Below are 20657 nucleotides of genomic sequence, written 5' to 3'. Positions count from 1 at the left end.
TCCGCCGTTCCACACGGCGGCATAAGGGGGTGCGAACAGGTGAACCCGCCGGGCCACGCGGTGCGCCCCCGTTCTGACGGTCATACAGTATGGCGATCCTGCCGGGGTGATGAGCCTCCGTCCGCTGCTGCCCGCCCTGCTGAGCACCGCTCTGCTGGCCCCCGTCCCCGCGTACGCCGCCGCGGCCGGCGGCCCCGGCGACGGCATCGAGACCGCACGCACCACCCGGCAGCTCGCCCCCGGCATCCGCCTGGAGTCCTACGACCGGCTGGAGACCGACCGCTGGCTGCGGATCGACGAGCTGGTCGCCGACCTCGATCCGCGCGGCGGCGTACGCGCCGAGTACCTGGGCACCGGCGGCGCCACCGGGCCCGTCACCCTCGCCGAAGCCGCCGCCCGTTACCGCCCCGGACCCGGGCGGCGCGTGGTCGCCGCCGTCAACGGCGACTTCTTCGACATCCGGGCCACCGGAGCCCCCCTCGGCCCTGGCATCGGCTCCGGACGGCTCCTGCACTCCGCCTCGCCCGGGCCGGGCGGAGGCGCGGCCGTCGGCTTCGGCCCGGACGGGACCGGCCGCCTGCTGCGCCTCGGCCTCGACGGGACGGTGACCCTGCCCGGCGGGCGGGCGTACCCCCTGGCCGGGTACAACGCCGCCAAGCCGCCCGCGCAGGGCTACGCCGTCTACACCGCCGACTGGGGCGGCACACGGCTCCCGGCCCTGGGGTCCGGGCAGGCCGTCGAGCTGCGCGACGGCAAGGTGGTCTCCACCGGCCCCGCCCGCGCGGCGCGGCCCGCCCCCGGCACCACCGTGCTGACGGCCCGGGGGGCCGCCCAGGCGGCCGCGCTCGCCGCCCTGCGCCCGGGGGACGAGGTGGCCGTCACCGCCCGGCCGCTGCCCGCGCCGGGCCCGCCCCCGGTGACGGCGCTCGGCGGGCGCGGGACCCTGGTCGCCGCCGGGACCCCGCTGAACCACGACGGCGAGGCCAACGACGCGTCCGCCCCGCGGACCGCCGTCGGGCTCTCGCGCGACGGCCGGCGCCTGAGCCTGGTCACCGTCGACGGCCGCCAGCGCGACAGCGGCGGCCTCACGCTCACCGCGCTGGGCGCGCTGATGCACCGGATCGGTGCCCACGAGGCCCTCAACCTCGACGGGGGCGGCTCCACCACCCTCCTCGCCGCCCACCCCGGGGCGGCCGCCCTCACCCTGGAGAACTCCCCGTCCGACGGCCACCAGCGCCCCGTGCCCAACGGCCTCGTCCTGACCGCCCCGGCCGGCCCCGGCCCGCTCGCCGGGTTCCGCGTCGAGCCCGCCGGCGGTGCCACCCGGCTCTTCCCCGGCCTGACGCGCACCCTGACCGCCACCGCGTACGACACCACGCTCGCCCCGGCCACCGCGACCCCGCGCTGGAGCACCGACCGGGGCCGGATCGGCCCGGACGGCGTGTACCGCGCCGCCCGCCCGGGCCCGGCCACGGTCCGGGTCTCGGCCGGGCCGGGGGCCGCCACCGCGACCACCGCGGGCGCCTCGCGCGGGGCACCGGCGGCCGGGGACGGGACCGGCAGGGGCCCCGCCGGGGCAACCGTGCCGGGAGCGGCCTCCGCCCCCCTCGGGGGCCCGCCCGCGCAGACCGCGGCCGGAGCCGGCGGGACTCCCGAGGGGGTCCTGCGGCTCGACGTGCTCGGGCCGCTCGCCGGGCTCCGGGCCGTGCCCGGGCGGATCGGGCTCGAGCGGCGGGAGGAGGGCGCCGGCTTCGCCCTGACCGGCTACGACGCCCAGGGCGCCGCCGCACCCGTCGAGCCCCGGGACCTGACCCTGAGCTACGACCGCACCCGCTGGCGGGTCGCCGAGGACGGCCGGGGCGGCTTCACCGTCACGGCCCTCGTCCCGCAGGCCGCCGGGAAGCTGACCGCCACCGTCAAGGCCACCGGCGCCACCACCGAACTGGCCCTCGGCGTCGGCTCGGTGGCCGCGCCCCTGGCGGGCTTCGAGGACGCCGCCGGCTGGACCGGGCCGGGCGCCGCCCCCGCCGAGGGCCACCCCGGCGCCGGGCTCGCCCTGGAAGCGCGCTCCGGCGCGGCCGCGACCCCGCCCCGCCCGCTGCCCGTACCGGAGTTGACCCGTGCCCTGTCCCTGTGGGTCGGCGGCGACGGCTCGGGGGCCCGGCCGGCCGTGGAGCTGGCCGGGGCCGACGGGGTGCCCCTGACCCTGCGCGGGCCCGCCGCCGACTGGACCGGCTGGCGCGAGGTACGCCTGCCCGTCCCGGCCGGCGCCGAACAGCCCCTGCGCGTCACCCGCCTCTCGGCCGCCCCCGGCAGCCGCCCCGGCCGGCTGCTGCTGGACACCCTCACCGCCACCACCCCGCCCACCGGCCCCGCCGCCCCCGCCGCCGCCCGGCCCGACCCCGTGGTGGGCACCGCCGCACAGGCCGCGGCCCGGCCCTGGCGGTTCGCGGCCGGCCCGGCCGCGGCCGGGGGCGGTACCGAGCTGGTGCTGACCGGCACCGAGCGGGCCCCCTTCCTCCACCGCGGGGTGCGCTTCCTCCCGCTCGACACCGGCCGCCGCACCCTCGACCGGGGCGCCGGACTCGCCCGGATGCGGGCCCTGCGCCAGGCCCTGGACGCCGCCGCCCGGGAGCCGGGGACGGCCGCGCTGGCCGTCGTGCTGCCGTACGCGCCGGACACCCTGGACCGCAAGGAGGCCGCCCTGCTGGCGCAGCGCCTCGCCGAGTTCCGCCGCACCACCGGGAAGAACGCGGCCGTCATCACCCTCGGAGCACCCCGCTTCACCGCCGGACGCGCCGAGGGCGTGCTGACCGTCGCGGCACCCCGCACCGGCCGGACCCTCTTCGGCGCCGACGCCTTCGCAGCGCCCGGCCGGGACTGGCTGTCGGTGGCCCCGCCGCAGCCCTGAGCCGCGGGCCGTCGGCCGGCCTAGAGCCGGACGAGCGTGACCTCGGTGGCCTTCACGCTCGTCCAGACCGCGGCGCCGTCGGCCACGCCCAGTTCGGCCGCCGCCTCCGGGGTGATCTCCGCCACCAGGTCGGGGGCCTCCTCTGAGCCCACGAGCACGCGCAGCCGGCTGCCGACCGCGGTGACCTCCCGGATCGTGCCCGGCCAGACGTTGCGCGGGCTGCCGTCGGGGCGGGCCCGGTGCACGGACACCGCCTCCGGGGCGATGATCGCCAGGGCCTCGGCCCCCTCCGGCAGCGGCTCGGCCACCACCAGCCGCCCGCCGCCCGCCAGCGCGAGCCCGTCGGCGGAGGCGGTGCCCGGCCAGGCGTTGCGGCCCAGCATCCGGGCCACCCACGGCGAGCGCGGATGCCGGGTGACCTCCGAGGGCGGGGCGTCCTGGAGGGTCCGCCCGTCGGCCAGCACGAGCACCCGGTCGGCCAGCGACACCGCCTCGACCGGGTCGTGCGTGACGATCAGGCACACTCCGCCGAAGGCGGCCAGGTGCGTGCGCAGGGTGTGCCGCACGTGCGCCCGGGTGGTCTGGTCGAGGGCGGCGAGCGGTTCGTCGAGCAGCAGCAGCCTGGGGCGGGCGGCCAGCGCCCGGGCCAGGGCCACCCGCTGCGCCTGCCCGCCGGACAGCTGGGCGGGCTTGCGCTGGGCGAGGTGCCCGACGCCCAGCCGGTCCAGCCAGGCCTGCGCCTCCCGGCGGGCCTCGGCGCGCGGCACCCGGCGGGCCCGCAGCCCGTACGCGGTGTTCGCGAGGGCGCTCAGGTGCGGGAACAACGCCCCGTCCTGCGGGACCCAGGCGACCTGACGGCGGTGCGGGGGCAGGGCGGTGACATCGGTGTCGCCGAGCCGGAGTTCGGCGTGGGCGCGCGGGGTCAGGCCGAGGAGGGCGCGCAGCAGGGTGGTCTTGCCCGCGCCGTTCTCGCCGACCACGGCGATGGTCGTGCCCGGTCCGGCGTCCAGGGTCAGCCGGTTGAAGCCGGTGACCTCGGCGTGCAGGGGCCAGCGCCCGCCGTCCGCGGCGGCCGGCCCGGTGCCCTTCGGCGGGGCGCCCGGCGGTCCGGCCGGGGGCTCCTCGGAGGCCGGGGCGGCCGCGGCCGTCTTGCGGGCGGCCGGGGTGCCGGTCCAGCGGCCGCGCAGGGCGATGAGGACGGCCATGGCGATGGCGAGCAGCAGCAGCGACACCGAGGTGGCCGCCTCGGGGCGGTCCTGGAGCAGCAGGTAGACCTGGAGGGGCAGGGTCTGGGTGGTGCCGGGCAGGTTCCCGGCGAAGGTGATGGTCGCGCCGAACTCGCCCAGCGCCCGGGCCCAGGTCAGGGCCGCGCCCGCGATCAGGCCGGGGGCCACCATGGGCAGGGTCACGGTGAAGAACACCCGGACCGGCCGGGCGCCGAGGGAGGCGGCGGTCTCCTCGTAGCTGTGCTTGAGCCCGCCGAGCGCCCCCTCCAGGCTGATCACCAGGAAGGGCATGGCGACGAAGGTGGCGGCGACGACGGCGCCGGAGGTGTGGAAGGGCAGGGTGATGCCGAAGGTGCTCTCCAGCCAGGGCCCCAGCAGACCGCGGCGCCCGAAGCCCAGCAGTAGCGCGACACCGCCGACGGTCGGCGGCAGCACCATCGGCAGCAGCACCAGCGAGCGCACGAAGGCCTTGCCCTTGAACTCGACCCGGGCCAGCAGCCAGGCCAGCGGCACCCCGAGCAGCAGGGACAGGCTGAGCGCCCAGGCGGAGACCAGCAGGGAGAGCCGCAGCGCCTCGGTCACCCCGGGGCTGGTCAGATGGCCGGCGAGCTCGCTCCACTGGGTGCGGGTGAGGATGCCGATCAGCGGCAGCAGCAGGAACGCGACGGCGACCAGCGCGGGGAGCGCCAGCGTCACGGGGGGCCGGGTGCGGGTGCGGAGTCTGCTCATGGAGTTCCTGGTCGGGGCGGCCGGGCCGCTGCGGCTGGCTGGCGGGGGGTATGCCGGAGGGGCTGCCCGTCCCCCCGGACCGGGCAGCCCCTCCGGAGCCCTACGGCTTCTGGAAGCCGGCGTCCTGGAGGATCTTCTGCGCCTCCGGGGTGCTCAGCCAGGCCACGAACGCGGCCGCGGCCTCGGCGTTCTTCGACTGCTTGAGCGTGGCGGCCGGGTAGGAGGCGACGGCGTTCTGGTCGTCCGGGATGTCGACGCTGACGACCTTGTCGCCGGACTTGGCGGAGTCGGTCTTGTAGACGAGGCCGGCATCGGCCTCACCGAGCTCGACCTTGCTCAGGACGGCGCGGACGTTGGGCTCCTGGGAGACCGGCTTCACCTCGATCTTCTGGGCGTCGAGGATCTGCTTGCTGTAGCGGCCGACCGGGACCTCGGGCGCCGCGAGGACGACCTTGATCTTGGAGTCGGCGAGGTCCTTGAGCTCGTCGATCTTGAAGGGGTTGCCCTTGCCGGCCGCGATGACCAGGCGGTTCTTCGCGATGATCGTGGCGCCGTTGGTGTCGGCCTTGAGGCCGTCCATCGTCTTGGTGTCGGCGGTCACCAGCGCGTCGGCCGGGGAACCCTGCTTGACCTGCGCGGCGAGCTCCTGCGAGCCGGCGAAGGAGAAGGTCACCTTGGTGCCCGGGTGGGACTTCTCGTACGCCTCGCCGGCCGTTTTGAAGACGTCGGTGAGGGAGGAGGCGGCGAGCACGGTGAGGTTCGCGGGCTTGGCCGCGGCGGGGGCGGGGGCCGAGGCGGACGGGCCGGCGGCCGCGTCGTCCTTCTTGTCGCCGTTGTCGCCGTTGCCGCCGCAGGCGGACAGCGGGACGAGCAGGGCGGCGGTCAGCGCGGCGGCGGCCGCACGGCGGCCGCTCAGGATCGCGTGCATGGGAGGGGGCTCCTCGGTCGGGTCGGCGGCCGGCCGGGTGCCGGGCCGCGCGGTATGACCCGCGCCGTGACGGGCGGAGCGGGTGGGGACGAACGATGGTGCGTGGATCGCGTGGATCGCGCGGGCGGGCGGATCAGGGGGGGCGGGGCGGCCGCGGGCCGCGCCGCGCCGGGGTCAGGTGCGGTCGATGTGCACGCTGGTCGACTTCACGCGGGCGGTGGCCTGCATGCCGACCTCCAGTCCGAGCTCCTCGACGGCCTCGCGGGTCAGCAGGGAGACCAGACGGTGGGGACCTGCCTGGATCTCGACCTGGGCGGCCACGTCGCCGAGCGTGACGGCCGTGACGATGCCGGGGAAGGCGTTGCGCGCCGAGGTGTACGGCTCCCCGTCCTCGGTGTGGGCGCCCTGCCCCACCTCGACGGAGAAGGCCGCGAGGTCACGGCCGTTGATCAGGCGACGCCCCGCTTCGTCGCGATGGGTCGCGACCCGGCCGGCGTCGGCCCAGCGCCGCGCGGTGTCCGGGCTGACGCCCAGCAGACGCGCCGCCTGTCCGATGGTGTAGGACTGCATGCGCGACAAGGTAGGGGCATTGAGGCCGCATGTGCAATTCGTTTGGCGCGTTCTCTATCGCAGATGCGATGACCCTTGTGGTATCCGCCAAAATGCGTTCCGGTTCCGGGCCCACGGATCGATAGGCTCGGCGCATGGCTGATACGAAGAGCAGCACGGCCGCAGCGGCCGGCCCGGGTCCGCTGGAGGCGGGTACCGCGCGGGTGGACGCCTGGATCTGGTCGGTCCGGCTCACCAAGACCCGGTCCGTCGCGGCGACCGCCTGCCGGGCGGGGCACGTGAAGGTCAACGGAGAACGGGCCAAGCCGGCGCAGCAGGTGCGGGCGGGCGACGAGGTACGGCTCTTCCACGCCGGGCGGGAGCGGGTGGTCGTGGTGCGCAGGCCCGTGACCAAGAGGGTGGGCGCGCCGGTGGCGGCCGAGTGCTTCGTAGACAACAGCCCGCCGGTGCCGACGCCGGTGGAGGCCGCCGTGGTGGGCATCCGGGACCGGGGCGCCGGGCGGCCCACCAAGCGGGAGCGGCGGGAGTTCGACAGCCTCCGGGGGCGGTAGCCGGCCGGGGCGGGGGTGTGGGCTCCGGCCGTGCCGGCTCCGGTCGCACACCCCCGCGCCCCGTCACGTCTTGCGGTAGCCGTACGCCTCCGTGGCGGCCGCCACCACCGCCTCCAGCGGGGCGCCCGCCGACGCCGCCACGACCGCCGCCACCGCGCCCTCCAGGAACGGCGCGTCCACCAGGCGGGAGTTCGGGGGGAGTTCCCCGTCCTCCAGGAGGGCCTTCACCGTCAGGACCGAGCTGCCCAGGTCCGCCAGCAGCGCCACCCCGGCCCCCTGGTCCACCGCTGCCGCCGCCGCGAGGACCAGTTCCGCGCTCGTGCCGAGGCCGCCGTCGGGGCTGCCGCCCGCCGGGGCCACCGGAGCGACCGCGCCGCCCGCCGCCAGGCCCTGGGCCAGTTGCGCCACCGACTCCGCGACCCGGGCGCTGTGCGAGACCAGGACGATGCCGACCGGGGTCACCGCGCCCCCTCCGCCGTGTCCGCCAGCGCGGTCAGGAGCAGGGCGGAGGAGGTGGCGCCCGGGTCCTGGTGGCCGACGCTGCGTTCGCCGAGGTAGCTCGCCCGGCCCTTGCGGGCCAGTATCGGCACCGTCGCCAGGGCGCCGGCCTCCGCCGCGTCCCGGGCCGCCCGGTAGGACGTGCCCAGTGCCGTGACCGCCGGGGTCAGGGCGTCCAGCATCGTCTTGTCGCCCGGCGCCGCCCCGCCCAGCTGGGCCACCGCGGCCACCCCGGCCTCCAGGGCCCGCTGCAGTGCGGCGTCGGAGACCTCCGCGTCCTCCCCGAGCTCCTTGCCCGTGCGGCGCAGCAGCGTGCCGTACAGGGGGCCGGAGGCGCCGCCGACCGTGGAGATCAGCGTACGGCCGGCCAGTTGGAGGAGTGCGCCGGGCGCCGTCGAGGGGTCCGCGTCGGCCAGCGCGGCGCGGACGGCCGTGAAGCCCCGCAGCAGGTTGGTGCCGTGGTCGGCGTCGCCGATGGGGGAGTCGAGCTCGGTCAGCCGGTCCGCCTCCCGTTCCACCGCCGCGGCGGCGGCCTCCAGCCAGCCCCGGAAGAACTCTGCGTCACGCACCGGAATCCTTTCGTCCGTCATGGTCCGTCGGTCGTGCTCCGGCCGCCATATTCCGTCCTGCCTCCTCAGCGCCCCCAGCGCAGCGCCGGAGTCTGCACCGGGGCGTCCCAGAGCCGCAGCAGCTCCTCGTCGGCCCGGCAGAGCGTCACCGAACAGCCCGCCATGTCGAGGGAGGTGACGTAGTTGCCGACCAGGGCGCGGGCCACGGGGACACCGCGGGCCCCCAGGACCCGGGCCACCTCCGCATGGAACCCGTACAGCTCCAGCAGCGGGGTCGCGCCCATGCCGTTGACCAGGGCCAGCACGGGGCCGTCGGCGGGGCCGCCGGTCTCGGCGAGGCCGTCCAGTACGGCGCCCACGGCCACGTCCGCGATCTCCCGCGCGCTCATCATGGCCCGCCGTTCCCGGCCGGGCTCGCCGTGGATGCCGATGCCCAGTTCCAGCTCGCCCTCGGGGAGCTGGAACGTGGGGCTGCCCTTGGCGGGGGTGGTGCAGGCGCTGAGGGCGACGCCGAAGCTGCGCGAGCTCTCGTTGACCTGCCGGGCGAGGGCCGCGACCCGGTCCAGGGGCGCCCCCTCCTCGGCGGCCGCGCCGGCGATCTTCTCCACGAACAGGGTGGCGCCCGTACCGCGGCGCCCGGCCGTGTACAGGCTGTCCGTGACGGCGACGTCGTCGTTGACGAGGACGCTCTCCACCTGCAAGCCGTCCTCTTCGGCGAGCTCGGCCGCCATCTGGAAGTTGAGGACGTCGCCGGTGTAGTTCTTGACGATGAACAGGACGCCCTGTCCGGCGTCCACGCTGCCCGCCGCGTGCAGCATCTGGTTGGGCACCGGGGAGGTGAACACCTCGCCGGGGCAGGCCGCGGAGAGCATCCCGTACCCCACGAACCCGCCGTGCAGCGGCTCGTGCCCGGAGCCGCCGCCGGAGACCAGGCCCACCCGGCCGCCGGTCTTGGCGTCGCGCCGCAGCACCACCCGCCGCTCCGCGTCCACGTCGAGTTCGGGATGTGCGGCCGCCATCCCGTGCAGCGCGTCGGCGACTACGGTGTCCGCGGAGTTGATGAGCATCCTCAAAGCTGCCTCCCAGATGGCGCGGCGCCCCGGCCCCGTTCGCGGCCGGGGTTTCGAAGTCAACCACGGCCGGGCGCCGGATCAGGGGAGGAACGGCCGAGCGGACGGCGGGTCAGCCGCCCAGCTCGCGCAGCCGCCGGCCGACCTCGCCGAGGCCGTCGGCGAGCGCGTCGAGCTGAGCGGGGGTGAGCACGTCGACGAGGACCTGCCGTACGGCCGTCACATGGCCGGGCGCCGCCGCCTCCAGCCGGGCCCGGCCGGCGTCGGTGAGGACGGCGAAGACACCGCGCACGTCGGAGGGGCAGCTGCGGCGCCGGACGAGTCCGGCCTTCTCCATCTGGGTGACCTGGTAGGTCAGCCCGCTCTTGGAGTTGATCAGCCCGTTGGCGAGTTCCGTCATGCGCAGCTCGCCGCCGGGTGCCGCGGCGAGCCGCACGAGGATCTCGTACTGGGGGTGGGAGAGTCCTGAATCGTCCTTGAGCTGCTGGTCGAGGTGCCGGTTCACCAGGGCGGAAGCGGCCAGGAAGCTCCTCCAGGCCCGCATCTCGCGCTCGTCCAGCCATCTCGTTCCGTCCATGGCGCCAGGGTACACGAGTTGTTCGAATTTGAATCAGTGGCTAGTGTCGGGTCGGCGGTTCGAATTTGAACAAGCTGCTCGCGAACCACACCTCGGACCGCCCCGACCGGAAGGAACCCCCCCCCATGACCAGCGCCTCCGCCACCGCGACGAAGGCCCCGGCCACGGCACCGGCCGTATCCGCCCCCACCCCCACCCCCGCGCCCACCACCTCCACCGCCGGCCTGGACGCCGGACTGCTGCTCCTGCGCGTGGTCCTCGGCCTGGCCGTCGCCGCCCACGGCGCCCAGAAGCTCTTCGGCTGGTTCGGCGGCGGCGGCATCAGCGGCACCGGCGGGTTCTTCACCTCCGTCGGCTACCCGGCCGGCGAGGCCATGGCCGCGGTCGCCGGCCTGACCGAGACCCTGGGCGGCCTCGGCCTCGCCGCCGGCCTGCTCACCCCGCTCGCCGGGGCCGCCGTCACCGGCACGATGATCAACGCCCTCGCCGTCCACGGCGCCGGCGCCTTCTTCGCCCCCAAGGGCATGGAGTACGAGCTGCTCCTCGCGGCCGCCGCGGCCGCCCTCACCCTCACCGGCCCCGGCCGCCTCGCCCTGGACCGCCTCCTGCCGCTCCCGGCGCTGCGCACCCCCCGCCCGGCGCTCGGCGCGGCGGCCCTCGCCCTCGGCGTGGCCCTCGCCGCGGTCACCCTCCTCGTGCGGAGCTGACCACCCGGCCGTCCCCGCCGCTCCCGCGGGGGCGGCCCGCCCCGCCCCGTGTTCCGGTGGGCTGATTGACCCGGGGCCATCGGGGGAACAGCGGAGAAATGACACAACCCATCGAAGACTACGCACTCATCGGCGACCTCATGACCAGCGCACTGGTCGGCCGCGACGGGTCCATCGACTGGCTGTGCCTGCCCCGCTTCGACTCCGCCGCCTGCTTCGCCGCCCTCCTCGGCGACGAGGAGAACGGCCACTGGACGATCGCCCCGGCCGGCGCCGCCGACGGCGAGCGGTGCTCCCGGCGGGCCTACGCCGACGGATCGCTGGTCCTCGAATCCCTCTGGGAGACCGACGACGGCACCGTCAAGGTCACCGACTTCATGCCGCAGCGCGACACCGCCCCCGACGTCATGCGCATCGTCGAGGGCGTCTCCGGCCGGGTCACCGTCCGCAGCACCCTGCGCCTGCGCTTCGACTACGGCCACGTCGTCCCCTGGGTCCGGCGCAGCGAGGGCGACCGGGTCGCCGTCGCAGGACCGGACTCGGTCTGGTTCCGCAGCGAGCCACCCGTCCGCACCTGGGGCGAGGCCAACAGCACCCGCTCCGAGTTCACCGTCGGCCCCGGCGAGAAGGTCGCCTTCGTGCTGACCTGGCACCCCTCGCACGAGCCCCGCCCCGCCCGCGTCGACCCGTACGAGGCCCTGGCACAGAGCCTCGCCGACTGGCGCGACTGGTCCGCCCAGTGCCGCTACCAGGGCCCCTACGAGGAGGCCGTCACCCGCTCCCTGATCACCCTCAAGGCCCTGACGTACGCCCCCACCGGCGGGATCGCCGCGGCCGCCACCACCTCCCTCCCGGAGGAGCTCGGCGGCGTCCGCAACTGGGACTACCGTTACTGCTGGCTGCGCGACGCCACCCTCACCCTCGGCGCGCTCCTGACCACCGGATTCCGCGACGAGGCCCGCGCCTGGCGCGGCTGGCTGCTGCGCGCCGTCGCCGGCGACCCGGCCGACCTCCAGATCATGTACGGGATCGGCGGCGAGCGCCGCATCCCCGAGACGGAGCTCCCGTGGCTGCGCGGATACGCCGGCTCCGCGCCCGTCCGCGTGGGCAACGCCGCCGTCGACCAGCTCCAGCTGGACGTCTACGGAGAGGTCCTCGACTCCCTGTACCTGGCCCGCTCCACCGGACTGGCCTCGGAACGGCACGCCTGGAAGATCCAGCTCGCCCTGCTCGACTTCCTGGAGCGCAACTGGCGCCGGCCCGACGAGGGGCTGTGGGAGGTGCGCGGCCCGCGCCGCCACTTCACCCACTCCAAGGTGATGGCCTGGGTGGCCGCCGACCGGGCCGTGCGGACCCTGGAGGCCGCCCCCCACATGCCCGGCGACGTGGAGCGCTGGCGGGCGATGCGCGACGAGGTCCACCGCGACGTCTGCGAGCACGGCTACGACCCGGGACGCGGCACCTTCACCCAGTACTACGGCTCCCGCGAACTCGACGCGGCCACCCTGCTCATCCCGCGCGTCGGCTTCCTGCCGCCCGAGGACCCGCGCGTCATCGGTACCGTCGACGCCGTACGGGCCGAGCTCGGCAGCAGCGGACTGGTCCGCCGCTACAGCACCGAAGGCCCCTCCGTCGACGGACTGCCCGGCGACGAAGGGGCCTTCCTGGCCTGCTCGTTCTGGCTGGCGGACGCCCTGCACCTGACGGGCCGGCCCAAGGAGGCCCGGGAACTCTTCGAACGCCTGCTGGCCGTGCGCAACGACGTGGGCCTGCTCGCCGAGGAGTACGACCCCGCCAGCGGGCGCCAGCTCGGCAACTTCCCCCAGGCCTTCAGCCACATCGGCCTGGTGAACACCGCCCTCACCCTGGGCGCCGACGCCCCCTGAAGCACGGGAACGGCCGGTGGGCCGCCGCGGTGTGCGGCGGCCCACCGGCCGTTCCCGGAAGGCGTCCAGGGAGGCTACGCCGCGGCCGGCTCCTCGGCGTCCTCCGGGATGCTGACCAGCCAGCGGGTGTCCTTGCGCGGCCGCAGGTACAGCGCCCAGTACAGGGTGGCGACGGCGGTGATGCCGCCGGTCCACAGCAGGTACTGGGTCTCCTGCTGGGTCAGGATGTACGCGAGGACGGCGATCAGCGCGACCGGCACCGCCGGCCACAGCGGCATCCGCCAGGCGGCCGCCTCGCGGTGCGCCCCGCGCCGGCTGAACAGCGCCGCCACCGCGACCAGCAGGTACATGCCGGTCACCGACACGCCCGTCACCCCGTACAGGGTGTCCAGGTTGACGAAGCACATCGCCGCGCCCGGCAGACCGACCAGCAGGGTGGCCACCCAGGGGGAGCCGAAGCGGCCCAGGCGGGACAGAGCGCGGTTGACCGGCTCGGGCCAGGCCTTGTCGCGGGCCGAGGCGAACAGCACCCGGGAGTTCTGGATGACCATGACGATGCCGGCGTTGATGATCGCGAGGGCCACGCAGAGGCTGACGAAGGTGCCGACGGCCGAGTTCGACCAGGCGGTCACCATCGCGCCGAGGTCACCGGAGGTCAGCGCGTCCAGGTCCGGGGCGCCCACGGTGATCGCGATGACCGGGACCAGGATGACGGCGGTGGAGATGGCGAGCGTGGCCAGGACGGTCCGGGGCACGTTGCGGCGCGGCTTCTCCAGCTCCTCCGAGAGGTAGACGGCCGTCGAGAAGCCCTGGGTGATGAACAGTGCGATCGCCAGCCCGGAGACCACCATCATGGCCGTCACCGTGGAGGTGCCGCCGCCCTCGGCGGCCACCGTGCCGTGCACCAGCGCACCGGCGCCCCGCTCGCTGTGGGCGAAGCCCAGCACGGCCACCAGCGCCGCCGCGACCACCTCGAGGACCAGGAAGATGCCGGTGATCCAGGCGTTGGCCCGCAGGTCCAGCAGACCGGCGAGGGTCGCGAGCAGCATCACCGCGCCACCGGCCACCGGGGCCGGGATGTGGACCACGGGGGCGAGGTAGTCGGCGGTGCCCATGGCGATCACCGGAGGCACGATCATCACCACGAGCAGCGACAGCACGAACACCAGCCAGCCCGCGAGCCGCCCCGCGAGGGTGGAGACCATGGCGTACTCGCCGCCCGCGCTGGGGATCAGCGTCCCCAGCTCCGAGTAGCAGAACGCCACGCCGATACAGAGCAGCGAGCCGATCGCGATGGTCAGGGCGGTCCAGGTGCCGAGGCTGGAGAAGAGATCGGGCACGACGACGAACAGGGTCGAGGCGGGCGTCACGCACGAGAGCGTGAGCAGGGTCCCGCCGACGACGCCGATGGAGCGCTTGAGCTTCTGGGGGGTGGGCCCGGTGGCCGGGGCGAGCGCCTGGGGAGCGCTGATCGTTTCAGTCATCGGTGCGGGATTTCCGATCGGCAGTTGCGAAGAAGCTGGGGGTGCGGGAGCGGTATCGCCTCCGAGGCGGTGGTGGGCACTTCCGTTGGTGTGGCTCCCGGGCCGTTATGGAAGCTCGACGACATCCGCAGGTCAAGAGCTGTCCATGTACGGATTCCATCGTGCGGGGCAAGCCCGACACGCCGTTCCAGGCGTTAAGGGCGCGTAAACACCGGCCCGGCGCGGGGTGCGGGAACCGCACGGAGATCCGGATGAATTTCCTTCCGCTTTGCTCTGCGTCAGACCAGGGACGCCAGAAGAAGGGCGATGTCGTCCGGGCGGTCGGCCGCCCCGTCCGCCTCCGCGACCAGCCGGTCGGCGGTCTCCGTCAACGGCCCCGGACGGGCCCCGGCCAAGGCGGACCGCAACCGCTCCACGCCCTCGTCGATGTCCGTGCCCGGCACCTCCACCAGCCCGTCGGTGTACAGGGCCAGCACCGCACCCGGCTCCAGCAGCAGTTCCGTTTCCGGGTAGCCGGCGCCCGGGTCGACGCCGAGGACCACCCCGCCCGCCAGGTCCAGCACCTCGGCCCGGCCGTCCGGGTGGCGCAGCAGCGGCTGCGGATGCCCCGCCCGGGCGGCCACGGCGCGCCCCGACTCCGGGTCGAGCAGGACGTAGCAGCAGCTGGCGAACTGCCCCGGGTCCAGGTCGATCAGCAGCCGGTTGGTGCCCCGCACCACCTGCTCCGGGGTGCTGCCGCTGATCGTGAACGCCCGTACGGCACTGCGCAGCTGGCCCATCGTCGCGGCCGCCGCCACCCCGTGGCCCTGGACGTCCCCGATGACCAGCGCCAGCCGGCCCGAAGCCGCCTCGATGACGTCGTACCAGTCGCCGCCCACGTCCATCCCCGCCGTACCCGGCAGGTACCGGCCCACCGTCGCCACCCGGCCCGTCACCGGCAGCCGGTGCGGCAGCAGCGCCGCCTGGAGCCCCCGGGCCAGCGCCGCCTCGTTCTCGTAGCGCCGCGCCCGGGCCAGGGCCTGCGCGATCAGCCCGGCCAGCGCGGTGAGCACCGTACGCTCCTCCGGACTGAACCCGCGCGGCGCGTCGAACCCGAGGATGCACGAGCCCACCGGGCGGCCCGAGGCGATCAGCGGCAGGAACGCGCGGGCGCCGACGTCCGCGTCCAGCGGGATCCCCGGATAGGCCGACGCCAGGTGCTGCATCGACTCGAAGAACAGCGGCCGCCCCGAGGTCAGCGTCTCCACACCCGGCAGCCGCACGTCCAGCGAGACCCCGTCGAACCGGTCCAGGAACCCCTTGGGGAAACCGGTCTCCCAGGCGAGGTGCAGGTGCCGCTCGTCCAGCAGGTAGATCGCCAGCTGCCGGCCCCCGAACGCGGGCAGCAGCTCCTCGGTGACCACCGCCGACACCTGGCGGGCCGTCATCGCCTCGGTCAGCGCGATCGCCAGGGCCACCGGCCGGTACAGGGCCGAGGCCCGCGCGGCCGGAGCCCCGGGCCCGGGTCCGGGCCGGGCCGCCGCACCGGGCGCGTACACGGGCCGCTCGGCCGCCTCCAGGACCACCGTCACCCCCGACGGCCCCGGGTACAGGCCCACCGACAGCGCCGGCGGATCCGCGTCCGCCCCGCCCCGGGCGTCGAAGAACACCGGCTCGCCGGAGAGGAACGCCCCCCGGAAGTGGTCCTCGTACGCCGGGTGCTCCAGCCACGGCAGCGCCTCCCACAGCCCCCGCCCCACCAGCCGCCCCGCGGGCAGCCCGAGCAGCTCCCCGGCGGCGGCGGTGGCGAACCCGACGACCCCCTGCCGGTCCACCGACAGCACCCCCTGCGCCAGCCGCTCCACGGCCTCCGCGGAGCCCCCGCCCGGCACGGGCCACGGCACGCACACCGGGTCCCCCTCCCAGCGCACCGGATCCCCGGCCGCCGCCAGCCCCGCCAGCTCCCGCCCCAGCCCCATGGCGGCCTCCCGCATCAGCCGCCGCTCCCCGGCGTCCACCGCGGCCGCCGCCGGACGCACCACCAGCAGCACCCCGAACCGCTCCGGCCCGGCCCCCACCGGCTCGTACAGCGACCCGAACGGGAACGGCAGCCCCGCCATCAGCTGTGGGAACCGGCGCACCGCCGACTCCCCGTCCGGCAGGTGCACGGCCTGCCCGCTGCGGAAGGCCTCCGCCACCGGGTACGGGCGGTTCACCTGGATCCGCCACCAGGGCCGGAACAACGGCCCCGGCAGACCCGTCACCGCGGCCATCCGCAGCAGCCCCCCGGTCCCCGAGCGCAGGTAGACCCCGCCCGCGTAGCCGCCGAGGGCCCGCACGGCATCCACCGTCGCCCGCGCGAGCACCCGGCCCGCGGCGTCGGACGCCGGGCCGCCGCCGCCCGGTCTCGCCGTCATAGGGTCAGCATGCTCCCCCGCCCCCGGCCGCTGCACTCCGGCGCTCCCCGGAGCCGCGGAAGCCGAACACCACCGCCGCCGAGGCCGCCAGCAGCACCGCCGCCACCGTGCGCAGCGCCACCCCCATGGCATCCGTGAAGGCACCCGCCTGCACGGGGTCCACCGCCGGGTTCCCGTGGAACCGCGAGGCCAGCACGGTGCCGACCACCGCCACGCCCAGCGCCGCACCGATCTCCCGGGCCGCCGTGTTCAGCCCCGACCCCAGCCCCGCCTGGTGCTGCGGCAGCGACGAGACCACCGTCACCGTCAGCGAGGGGGCGCACAGCCCCGTCCCCACGGACAGCACCAGCAGGTAGCAGGCGTACACCGCGTACGGCGTCCCGGCGTCGACGGTGGACACGAGCAGCAGGCCCCCCGCGATCAGCCCGAGCCCGAGGCCCACCGGCAGCCGGGGTCCGGTCCGCTGCTGCAGCCGGGCGCCGAAGCGCGGCACCAGCGCCATGCCGACCGTCAGCGGGACGATCGCGAAACCGGTCTGGGCGGGCGAGAACCCCTTCGCGTACTGCAGGTACTGGGCGTTGACGAAGAACAGCGAGAACAGCCCGAAGAACGCCGCACCGATGCCCAGCGCCCCGGCGCGCAGCCGGCGCGAGGCGAAGATCCGGGGGTCCAGCAGCGGGCGTGCGGCGCGCAGCGCGTAGCCGGTGAACGCGGCCAGCAGCGCCGCACCGGCCGCGAAGGCGGTCAGGACCTGGGCCGAGGACCAGCCGTACGAGGGCCCCTCGATGATCCCGTAGACCACGGCGAACAGCGCCCCCGCCAGGATCAGCGCCCCCAGCGGGTCGACGGCCGCGTCGGGACGCGACGGCGTGCGCGGCACCGTACGGGCCACCGCGACGGCGAGCAGCGCGGCCAGCGGCACGACCGCCCAGAACAGCGCCCGCCAGGTGAGGAATTCCCCGGCCAGGCCCCCGCCGACGTTGCCCGCCAGGCCCCCGAGGCCGGCGGAGAGCGTCCAGGTGGCCAGCGCCTGCGGGCGCCGCTCGGGCGGGGTCAGGTGGATCAGCACGGACATCGTGGCGGGCATGATCAGGGCGGCCCCCGCCCCGCACAGCCCGCGCCCGGCGATCAGCACCGCCGGATCCCGCGCGAGCGCGCTCAGCGCCCCGCCCGCCGCGAACAGCCCGAGACCGGCGAGCAGCGCGCCCTTGCGGCCGTAGCGGTCGCCCAGGGCGCCGGCCGGGATCAGCAGGGCGGCGAAGACGATCACGTACGCGTCGACCGCCCACAGCAGCTGCCCCGGGCCCGGGTGCAGCGTGGAGGCGGCCAGCTGCGGGATCAGCAGGTTGACCGCGGCGACCATGCCCTGCGCGACGAGCACGCAGGCGCACAGGACGAGCAGGGCGGCACGGGACAGTCCCGGGGCCGCCGCGGGGGCGGTGGTGGCGGCGGTGGCGCCGGCGGTACCGCCGGGTGCGGACGCGGCCGGTGTACGGGCATGGCGGAGCACGGCTCCTCCTCGGAGTCGGTGGACGGTGGTGGTGGTCGGGGAGAGCAACTGGAGATCAACCCCGCGCAACCACCGTAGAGTTGGACCGACCTGCTTTCCAGTGCAACTTCCGCAAGGGATCAATGCGCGTGACGCAATCCAGACCGGCCGGGCTGGACCTGAACCTGCTCCTCGCCCTCGACGTCCTGCTCGAGGAGTCCAGCGTCTCCGGAGCCGCCGCCCGCCTCCACCTCTCCGAACCCGCCATGAGCCGCACCCTCGGCCGGATCCGCAAGGCCCTCGGCGACCCCGTGCTCGTCCGCGCCGGCCGCACCATGGTCCCCACCCCCCACGCCCTCTCCCTCCAGGGCGAGGTCCGCTCCGTCGTCGAACGGGCCCGGGCACTCTTCCTCACCGGCGGCGAGGTCGACCTCAGGACCCTGGAACGCAGCTTCACCGTCCTGGCCCACGACTCCTTCGCCGCCTCCTACGGCGCCACCCTCTTCCAGCGGATGGCCGACGAAGCACCCGGCGTCAGACTCCGGTTCCTCTCGGAGAGCCACGTCGACGTGCCCGCCCTGCGCGAAGGCGTCGCGGACCTGGAACTCGGCGTCATCGACAGCCGTTCACCCGAAGTACGCGTCGAGTACCTCTTCGACGAGCGGATGCTCGGCGTCGTCCGCCCCGGACACCCGCTCCTGCGCGGCCCCCTCACCGCCCGCCGGTTCGCCGCCGGGGAGCACCTGATCGTCTCGCGGCGCGGCAGGCTGGAAGGGCCCGTGGACACCGCCCTCGCCCAACGCGGCCTGTCCCGAAGGGTCGTGGGCAGCATCGGCTCCTACCCCGCCTCGCTGTTCGTCCTGCGCGAGACCGACCTGATCGGCCTCATCGCCACCCGGACCGCCCCCCAGGCCGAAGCGCTCGGACTGGTCACCTTCGAAGTCCCCCTGGAGCTCCCCACGCTCCCCTTCGGCCTCGCCTGGCACCCCCGCCACGACGCCGACCCCGCGCACGCCTGGCTGCGCGCCTGCGCCCGCGAACTCGTGGCCGGCTGACCGGACACCGCCCCGGCCCCGCACGCCCCGCGCACTGGCCCGAACGCCTCCCCCGTACGGGGGACGCACCGGCCCCGCCCGCCTCCCCCGCACCCCCGCCGGGGAGGCATGGCGGCATGCAAGACGACACCTCCACCCACCCCGCGCCCCGGGCCGCCTTCACCGCGGCCGACGCCTACACCCTCCGCACCGCCCTCGACGCCCTCGGCGGGGTACGCGACCTCGACACCCTCGACGTCGCCTGCGGACACGGCGGAACCGCCGCACTCCTCGCCCGCGGCGGCGCCCGCCGGACCGTCGGCGTCGACAACTGCCCCGACCGCGTCCGCCGGGCCCGCGAGCGCCAGAGCGGCGGCCGGGACGGCCACACGGCCGCCGTCGAGTACGTCGTCGCCGACGCCGCCGAGATGCCCCAGCTCGGCCGGTTCCACCTGGTCACCGCCGTCTACCCGTTCAGCCACGCCCCCGACCGGGCCGCCCTGCACGCCATGTTCCGCGGCATCCGCGCCAACATGCGCCCCGGCGGCAGGCTGCTCTCCCTCGTCCGCAACCCCGGCGCCTACCCGCGCGTCGACTGGTCCCCGTACGGCATGCGCATCCTCGACCGGGTACCCGACGGAGACGCACCCCTGCTCAAGGCCCAGTTCCTGACCGACCCCCCGCTCCACTTCGAGTACCGCGAGTGGGCGCACGCCGACTTCGCCGAGGCCGCCGTCGACGCCGGCTTCACCACCGTCGCCTGGCAGCCCAGCCGCACTCCGCCCGCCGACGCCGCGCGCGACGAGGCCTACTGGACGGCCTACCGCGCCGCGCCCGTCAGCTCCCTGATGACCTGCACCGCATAGGGGTGTCCGCCATGCACCGCCCGCCCCGCGCCCTCCGGGCGGACGGCGCCCCGTCGCGGACACCCCCCGGGGAACGGCACACGGCCCGGGATCACTCCTCGTCGGCCGTCGCCCGCACCAGCTCCACGATCCGGTCCCGGGCCGCCCGCCCCTCCGGGACCGGCAGCAGCGGATACCCGTGCGGCATGCCCGGCTCCTCGTGCCACTCCACCTCCGCACCCGCCGCCCGCGCCCGGCGCAGCAGCTCCCGGCTGTCCGTGCTCAGCACGTCCCGGGTCCCGGTGAACACCGTCAGCGGCGCCAGCCCCGCGAACGACCCGTGCAGCGGGCTCACCCGCGGATCGTCCGCCGTCAGCGTCCCCGCGTACAGCCGCCCCGCCTCCGCCAGCCCCGGCCGCGCCAGTACCGGATCCGCCGGCTCGATCTCCGCCTGGCCCGGATGGCTCATGCTCACGTCCAGCCACGGCGAGATCAGCACGATCCGCGACGGCTGCGCCCCGGTCCGCTCCCGCAGCCGCTGCGCCGCCGCCAGCGCCATCCCGGCCCCGGCCGAGTCCCCGAGCAGCACCGTCCCACCCGCGCCGCCGCTCTCGATCAGACCGCTCAGCAGGTCCGCGGCCACCGGCACGGTCCGGTCCGCCGTCCCGCGCGGAGCCAGCACGTACGCCGGCACCACCACCCGGGCGCGGGCCCGCGTCACCAGGGTCCGGATCAGCGACCAGTGCGGCCGCACCAGCTCGTTGATGAACGCCCCGCCGTGCACGTACAGCACCCGCGCCACGGGCTCCTGCCCGAGCGGGGAGACGTCGTACACCGGCCAGGCGCCGACGAAGGTGCGCGACACCTCGGCGACCCGCCCCAGCGAACGCGGCGGAAGGTGCGAGGCGGGCCTGCGGGCCGCCTGCGCCACCGTCGCCCGTACCGCCTCCGCGGTGGCGAACCGTCTTCGCCGCCCCGTCGCGACCAGTGCGGCCGACAACGCCCTGCTGCGCAGACTCGGCACGCCCCTCACCTCCCCTTTCACCCCGGCCCCGGACCACCGCGGCGGTCCCGGCCCGGGCCCTGCCCCGTTCCAGGGAGGAGCATAGGCGTGAAGCTGCGCTGTCGACCCGCTTAAGAAAGTCTCGATGGACTGATCACCGCACCGATCGGCAGATTGGTGCCCA

General features: G+C 75.8%; 17 protein-coding genes. 6 read left to right on the top strand and 11 right to left on the bottom strand.

What is annotated here, in order from left to right:
• The first annotated feature begins 109 nt into the window (after positions 1-109).
• Complete coding sequence (locus BX286_RS05620; protein WP_121014663.1) at positions 110-2911, top strand: phosphodiester glycosidase family protein; 2802 nt, start codon at positions 110-112, stop codon at positions 2909-2911.
• 20 nt (positions 2912-2931) lie between these two features.
• On the opposite strand, the gene BX286_RS05615 is transcribed toward BX286_RS05620, so the two are convergent.
• The 3 genes from BX286_RS05615 to BX286_RS05605 form a co-directional block, all read right to left on the bottom strand.
• Complete coding sequence (locus BX286_RS05615; protein ID WP_121014662.1) at positions 2932-4866, bottom strand: ABC transporter permease; 1935 nt, start codon at positions 4864-4866, stop codon at positions 2932-2934.
• A gap of 100 nt (positions 4867-4966) precedes the next feature.
• Positions 4967-5794: a molybdate ABC transporter substrate-binding protein gene (modA, locus tag BX286_RS05610; protein ID WP_079424309.1), complete on the bottom strand. Its 828-nt coding sequence runs from the start codon at positions 5792-5794 to the stop codon at positions 4967-4969.
• 174 nt (positions 5795-5968) lie between these two features.
• A complete protein-coding gene (locus tag BX286_RS05605; RefSeq protein ID WP_042809951.1) occupies positions 5969-6364 on the bottom strand; it encodes a molybdopterin-binding protein in 396 nt (131 codons plus the stop codon).
• 134 nt (positions 6365-6498) lie between these two features.
• Between BX286_RS05605 and BX286_RS05600 the strand changes: the two genes are divergently transcribed.
• Positions 6499-6915 (top strand): RNA-binding S4 domain-containing protein, encoded by a 417-nt coding sequence (locus BX286_RS05600; protein WP_079424307.1) that lies wholly within the window; start codon positions 6499-6501, stop codon positions 6913-6915.
• A gap of 63 nt (positions 6916-6978) precedes the next feature.
• Here BX286_RS05600 and BX286_RS05595 read toward each other — a convergent pair whose 3' ends face one another.
• The 4 genes from BX286_RS05595 to BX286_RS05580 form a co-directional block, all read right to left on the bottom strand.
• Positions 6979-7377, bottom strand: coding sequence for a PTS-dependent dihydroxyacetone kinase phosphotransferase subunit DhaM (locus tag BX286_RS05595; RefSeq protein WP_079424305.1), 399 nt, complete (start codon positions 7375-7377; stop codon positions 6979-6981).
• Positions 7374-7982 (bottom strand): dihydroxyacetone kinase subunit DhaL, encoded by a 609-nt coding sequence (gene dhaL, locus BX286_RS05590; protein WP_185117334.1) that lies wholly within the window; start codon positions 7980-7982, stop codon positions 7374-7376. The genes BX286_RS05595 and dhaL overlap by 4 nt, the downstream gene beginning before the upstream one ends.
• Before the next feature lie 65 nt (positions 7983-8047).
• The gene (dhaK, locus tag BX286_RS05585; protein WP_079424301.1) at positions 8048-9055 is read right to left on the bottom strand and encodes a dihydroxyacetone kinase subunit DhaK; all 1008 of its coding nucleotides are present in this window, start codon (positions 9053-9055) and stop codon (positions 8048-8050) included.
• Positions 9056-9164: 109 nt separating this feature from the next.
• Positions 9165-9629 carry a MarR family winged helix-turn-helix transcriptional regulator gene (locus tag BX286_RS05580; protein ID WP_079424299.1) on the bottom strand — a complete coding sequence of 155 codons (465 nt, stop codon included), beginning with the start codon at positions 9627-9629 and terminating at the stop codon, positions 9165-9167.
• 125 nt (positions 9630-9754) lie between these two features.
• Between BX286_RS05580 and BX286_RS05575 the strand changes: the two genes are divergently transcribed.
• The gene (locus tag BX286_RS05575) at positions 9755-10336 is read left to right on the top strand and encodes a DoxX family protein (RefSeq protein WP_079424297.1); all 582 of its coding nucleotides are present in this window, start codon (positions 9755-9757) and stop codon (positions 10334-10336) included.
• 98 nt (positions 10337-10434) lie between these two features.
• Positions 10435-12222 carry a glycoside hydrolase family 15 protein gene (locus BX286_RS05570; protein WP_079424295.1) on the top strand — a complete coding sequence of 596 codons (1788 nt, stop codon included), beginning with the start codon at positions 10435-10437 and terminating at the stop codon, positions 12220-12222.
• Between the two features lie 74 nt (positions 12223-12296).
• On the opposite strand, the gene BX286_RS05565 is transcribed toward BX286_RS05570, so the two are convergent.
• The 3 genes from BX286_RS05565 to BX286_RS05555 form a co-directional block, all read right to left on the bottom strand.
• A complete protein-coding gene (locus BX286_RS05565) occupies positions 12297-13706 on the bottom strand; it encodes an APC family permease (protein WP_079424293.1) in 1410 nt (469 codons plus the stop codon).
• A gap of 278 nt (positions 13707-13984) precedes the next feature.
• Positions 13985-16102, bottom strand: coding sequence for a GAF domain-containing SpoIIE family protein phosphatase (locus tag BX286_RS05560; protein ID WP_121014661.1), 2118 nt, complete (start codon positions 16100-16102; stop codon positions 13985-13987).
• A gap of 4 nt (positions 16103-16106) precedes the next feature.
• Positions 16107-17519, bottom strand: a complete 1413-nt coding sequence (locus BX286_RS05555; protein WP_261993616.1) for an MFS transporter — start codon at positions 17517-17519, stop codon at positions 16107-16109.
• Between the two features lie 215 nt (positions 17520-17734).
• On the opposite strand from BX286_RS05555, the gene BX286_RS05550 reads away from it, so the two are divergent.
• Both BX286_RS05550 and BX286_RS05545 read left to right on the top strand, forming a co-directional pair.
• Positions 17735-18646 (top strand): LysR family transcriptional regulator, encoded by a 912-nt coding sequence (locus BX286_RS05550; RefSeq protein ID WP_121014660.1) that lies wholly within the window; start codon positions 17735-17737, stop codon positions 18644-18646.
• Positions 18647-18762: 116 nt separating this feature from the next.
• Complete coding sequence (locus tag BX286_RS05545; protein WP_079424287.1) at positions 18763-19491, top strand: class I SAM-dependent methyltransferase; 729 nt, start codon at positions 18763-18765, stop codon at positions 19489-19491.
• 91 nt (positions 19492-19582) lie between these two features.
• On the opposite strand, the gene BX286_RS05540 is transcribed toward BX286_RS05545, so the two are convergent.
• Positions 19583-20494: an alpha/beta hydrolase fold domain-containing protein gene (locus BX286_RS05540; protein WP_079424285.1), complete on the bottom strand. Its 912-nt coding sequence runs from the start codon at positions 20492-20494 to the stop codon at positions 19583-19585.
• Between the last annotated feature and the right edge of the window lie 163 nt (positions 20495-20657).

This window comes from Streptomyces sp. 3211.6, from assembly GCF_003634815.1.
In the GTDB taxonomy this organism is placed as follows: Bacteria; Actinomycetota; Actinomycetes; order Streptomycetales; family Streptomycetaceae; genus Streptomyces; species Streptomyces katrae_A.
This window is presented reverse-complemented; position numbering and strand designations above follow the sequence as displayed.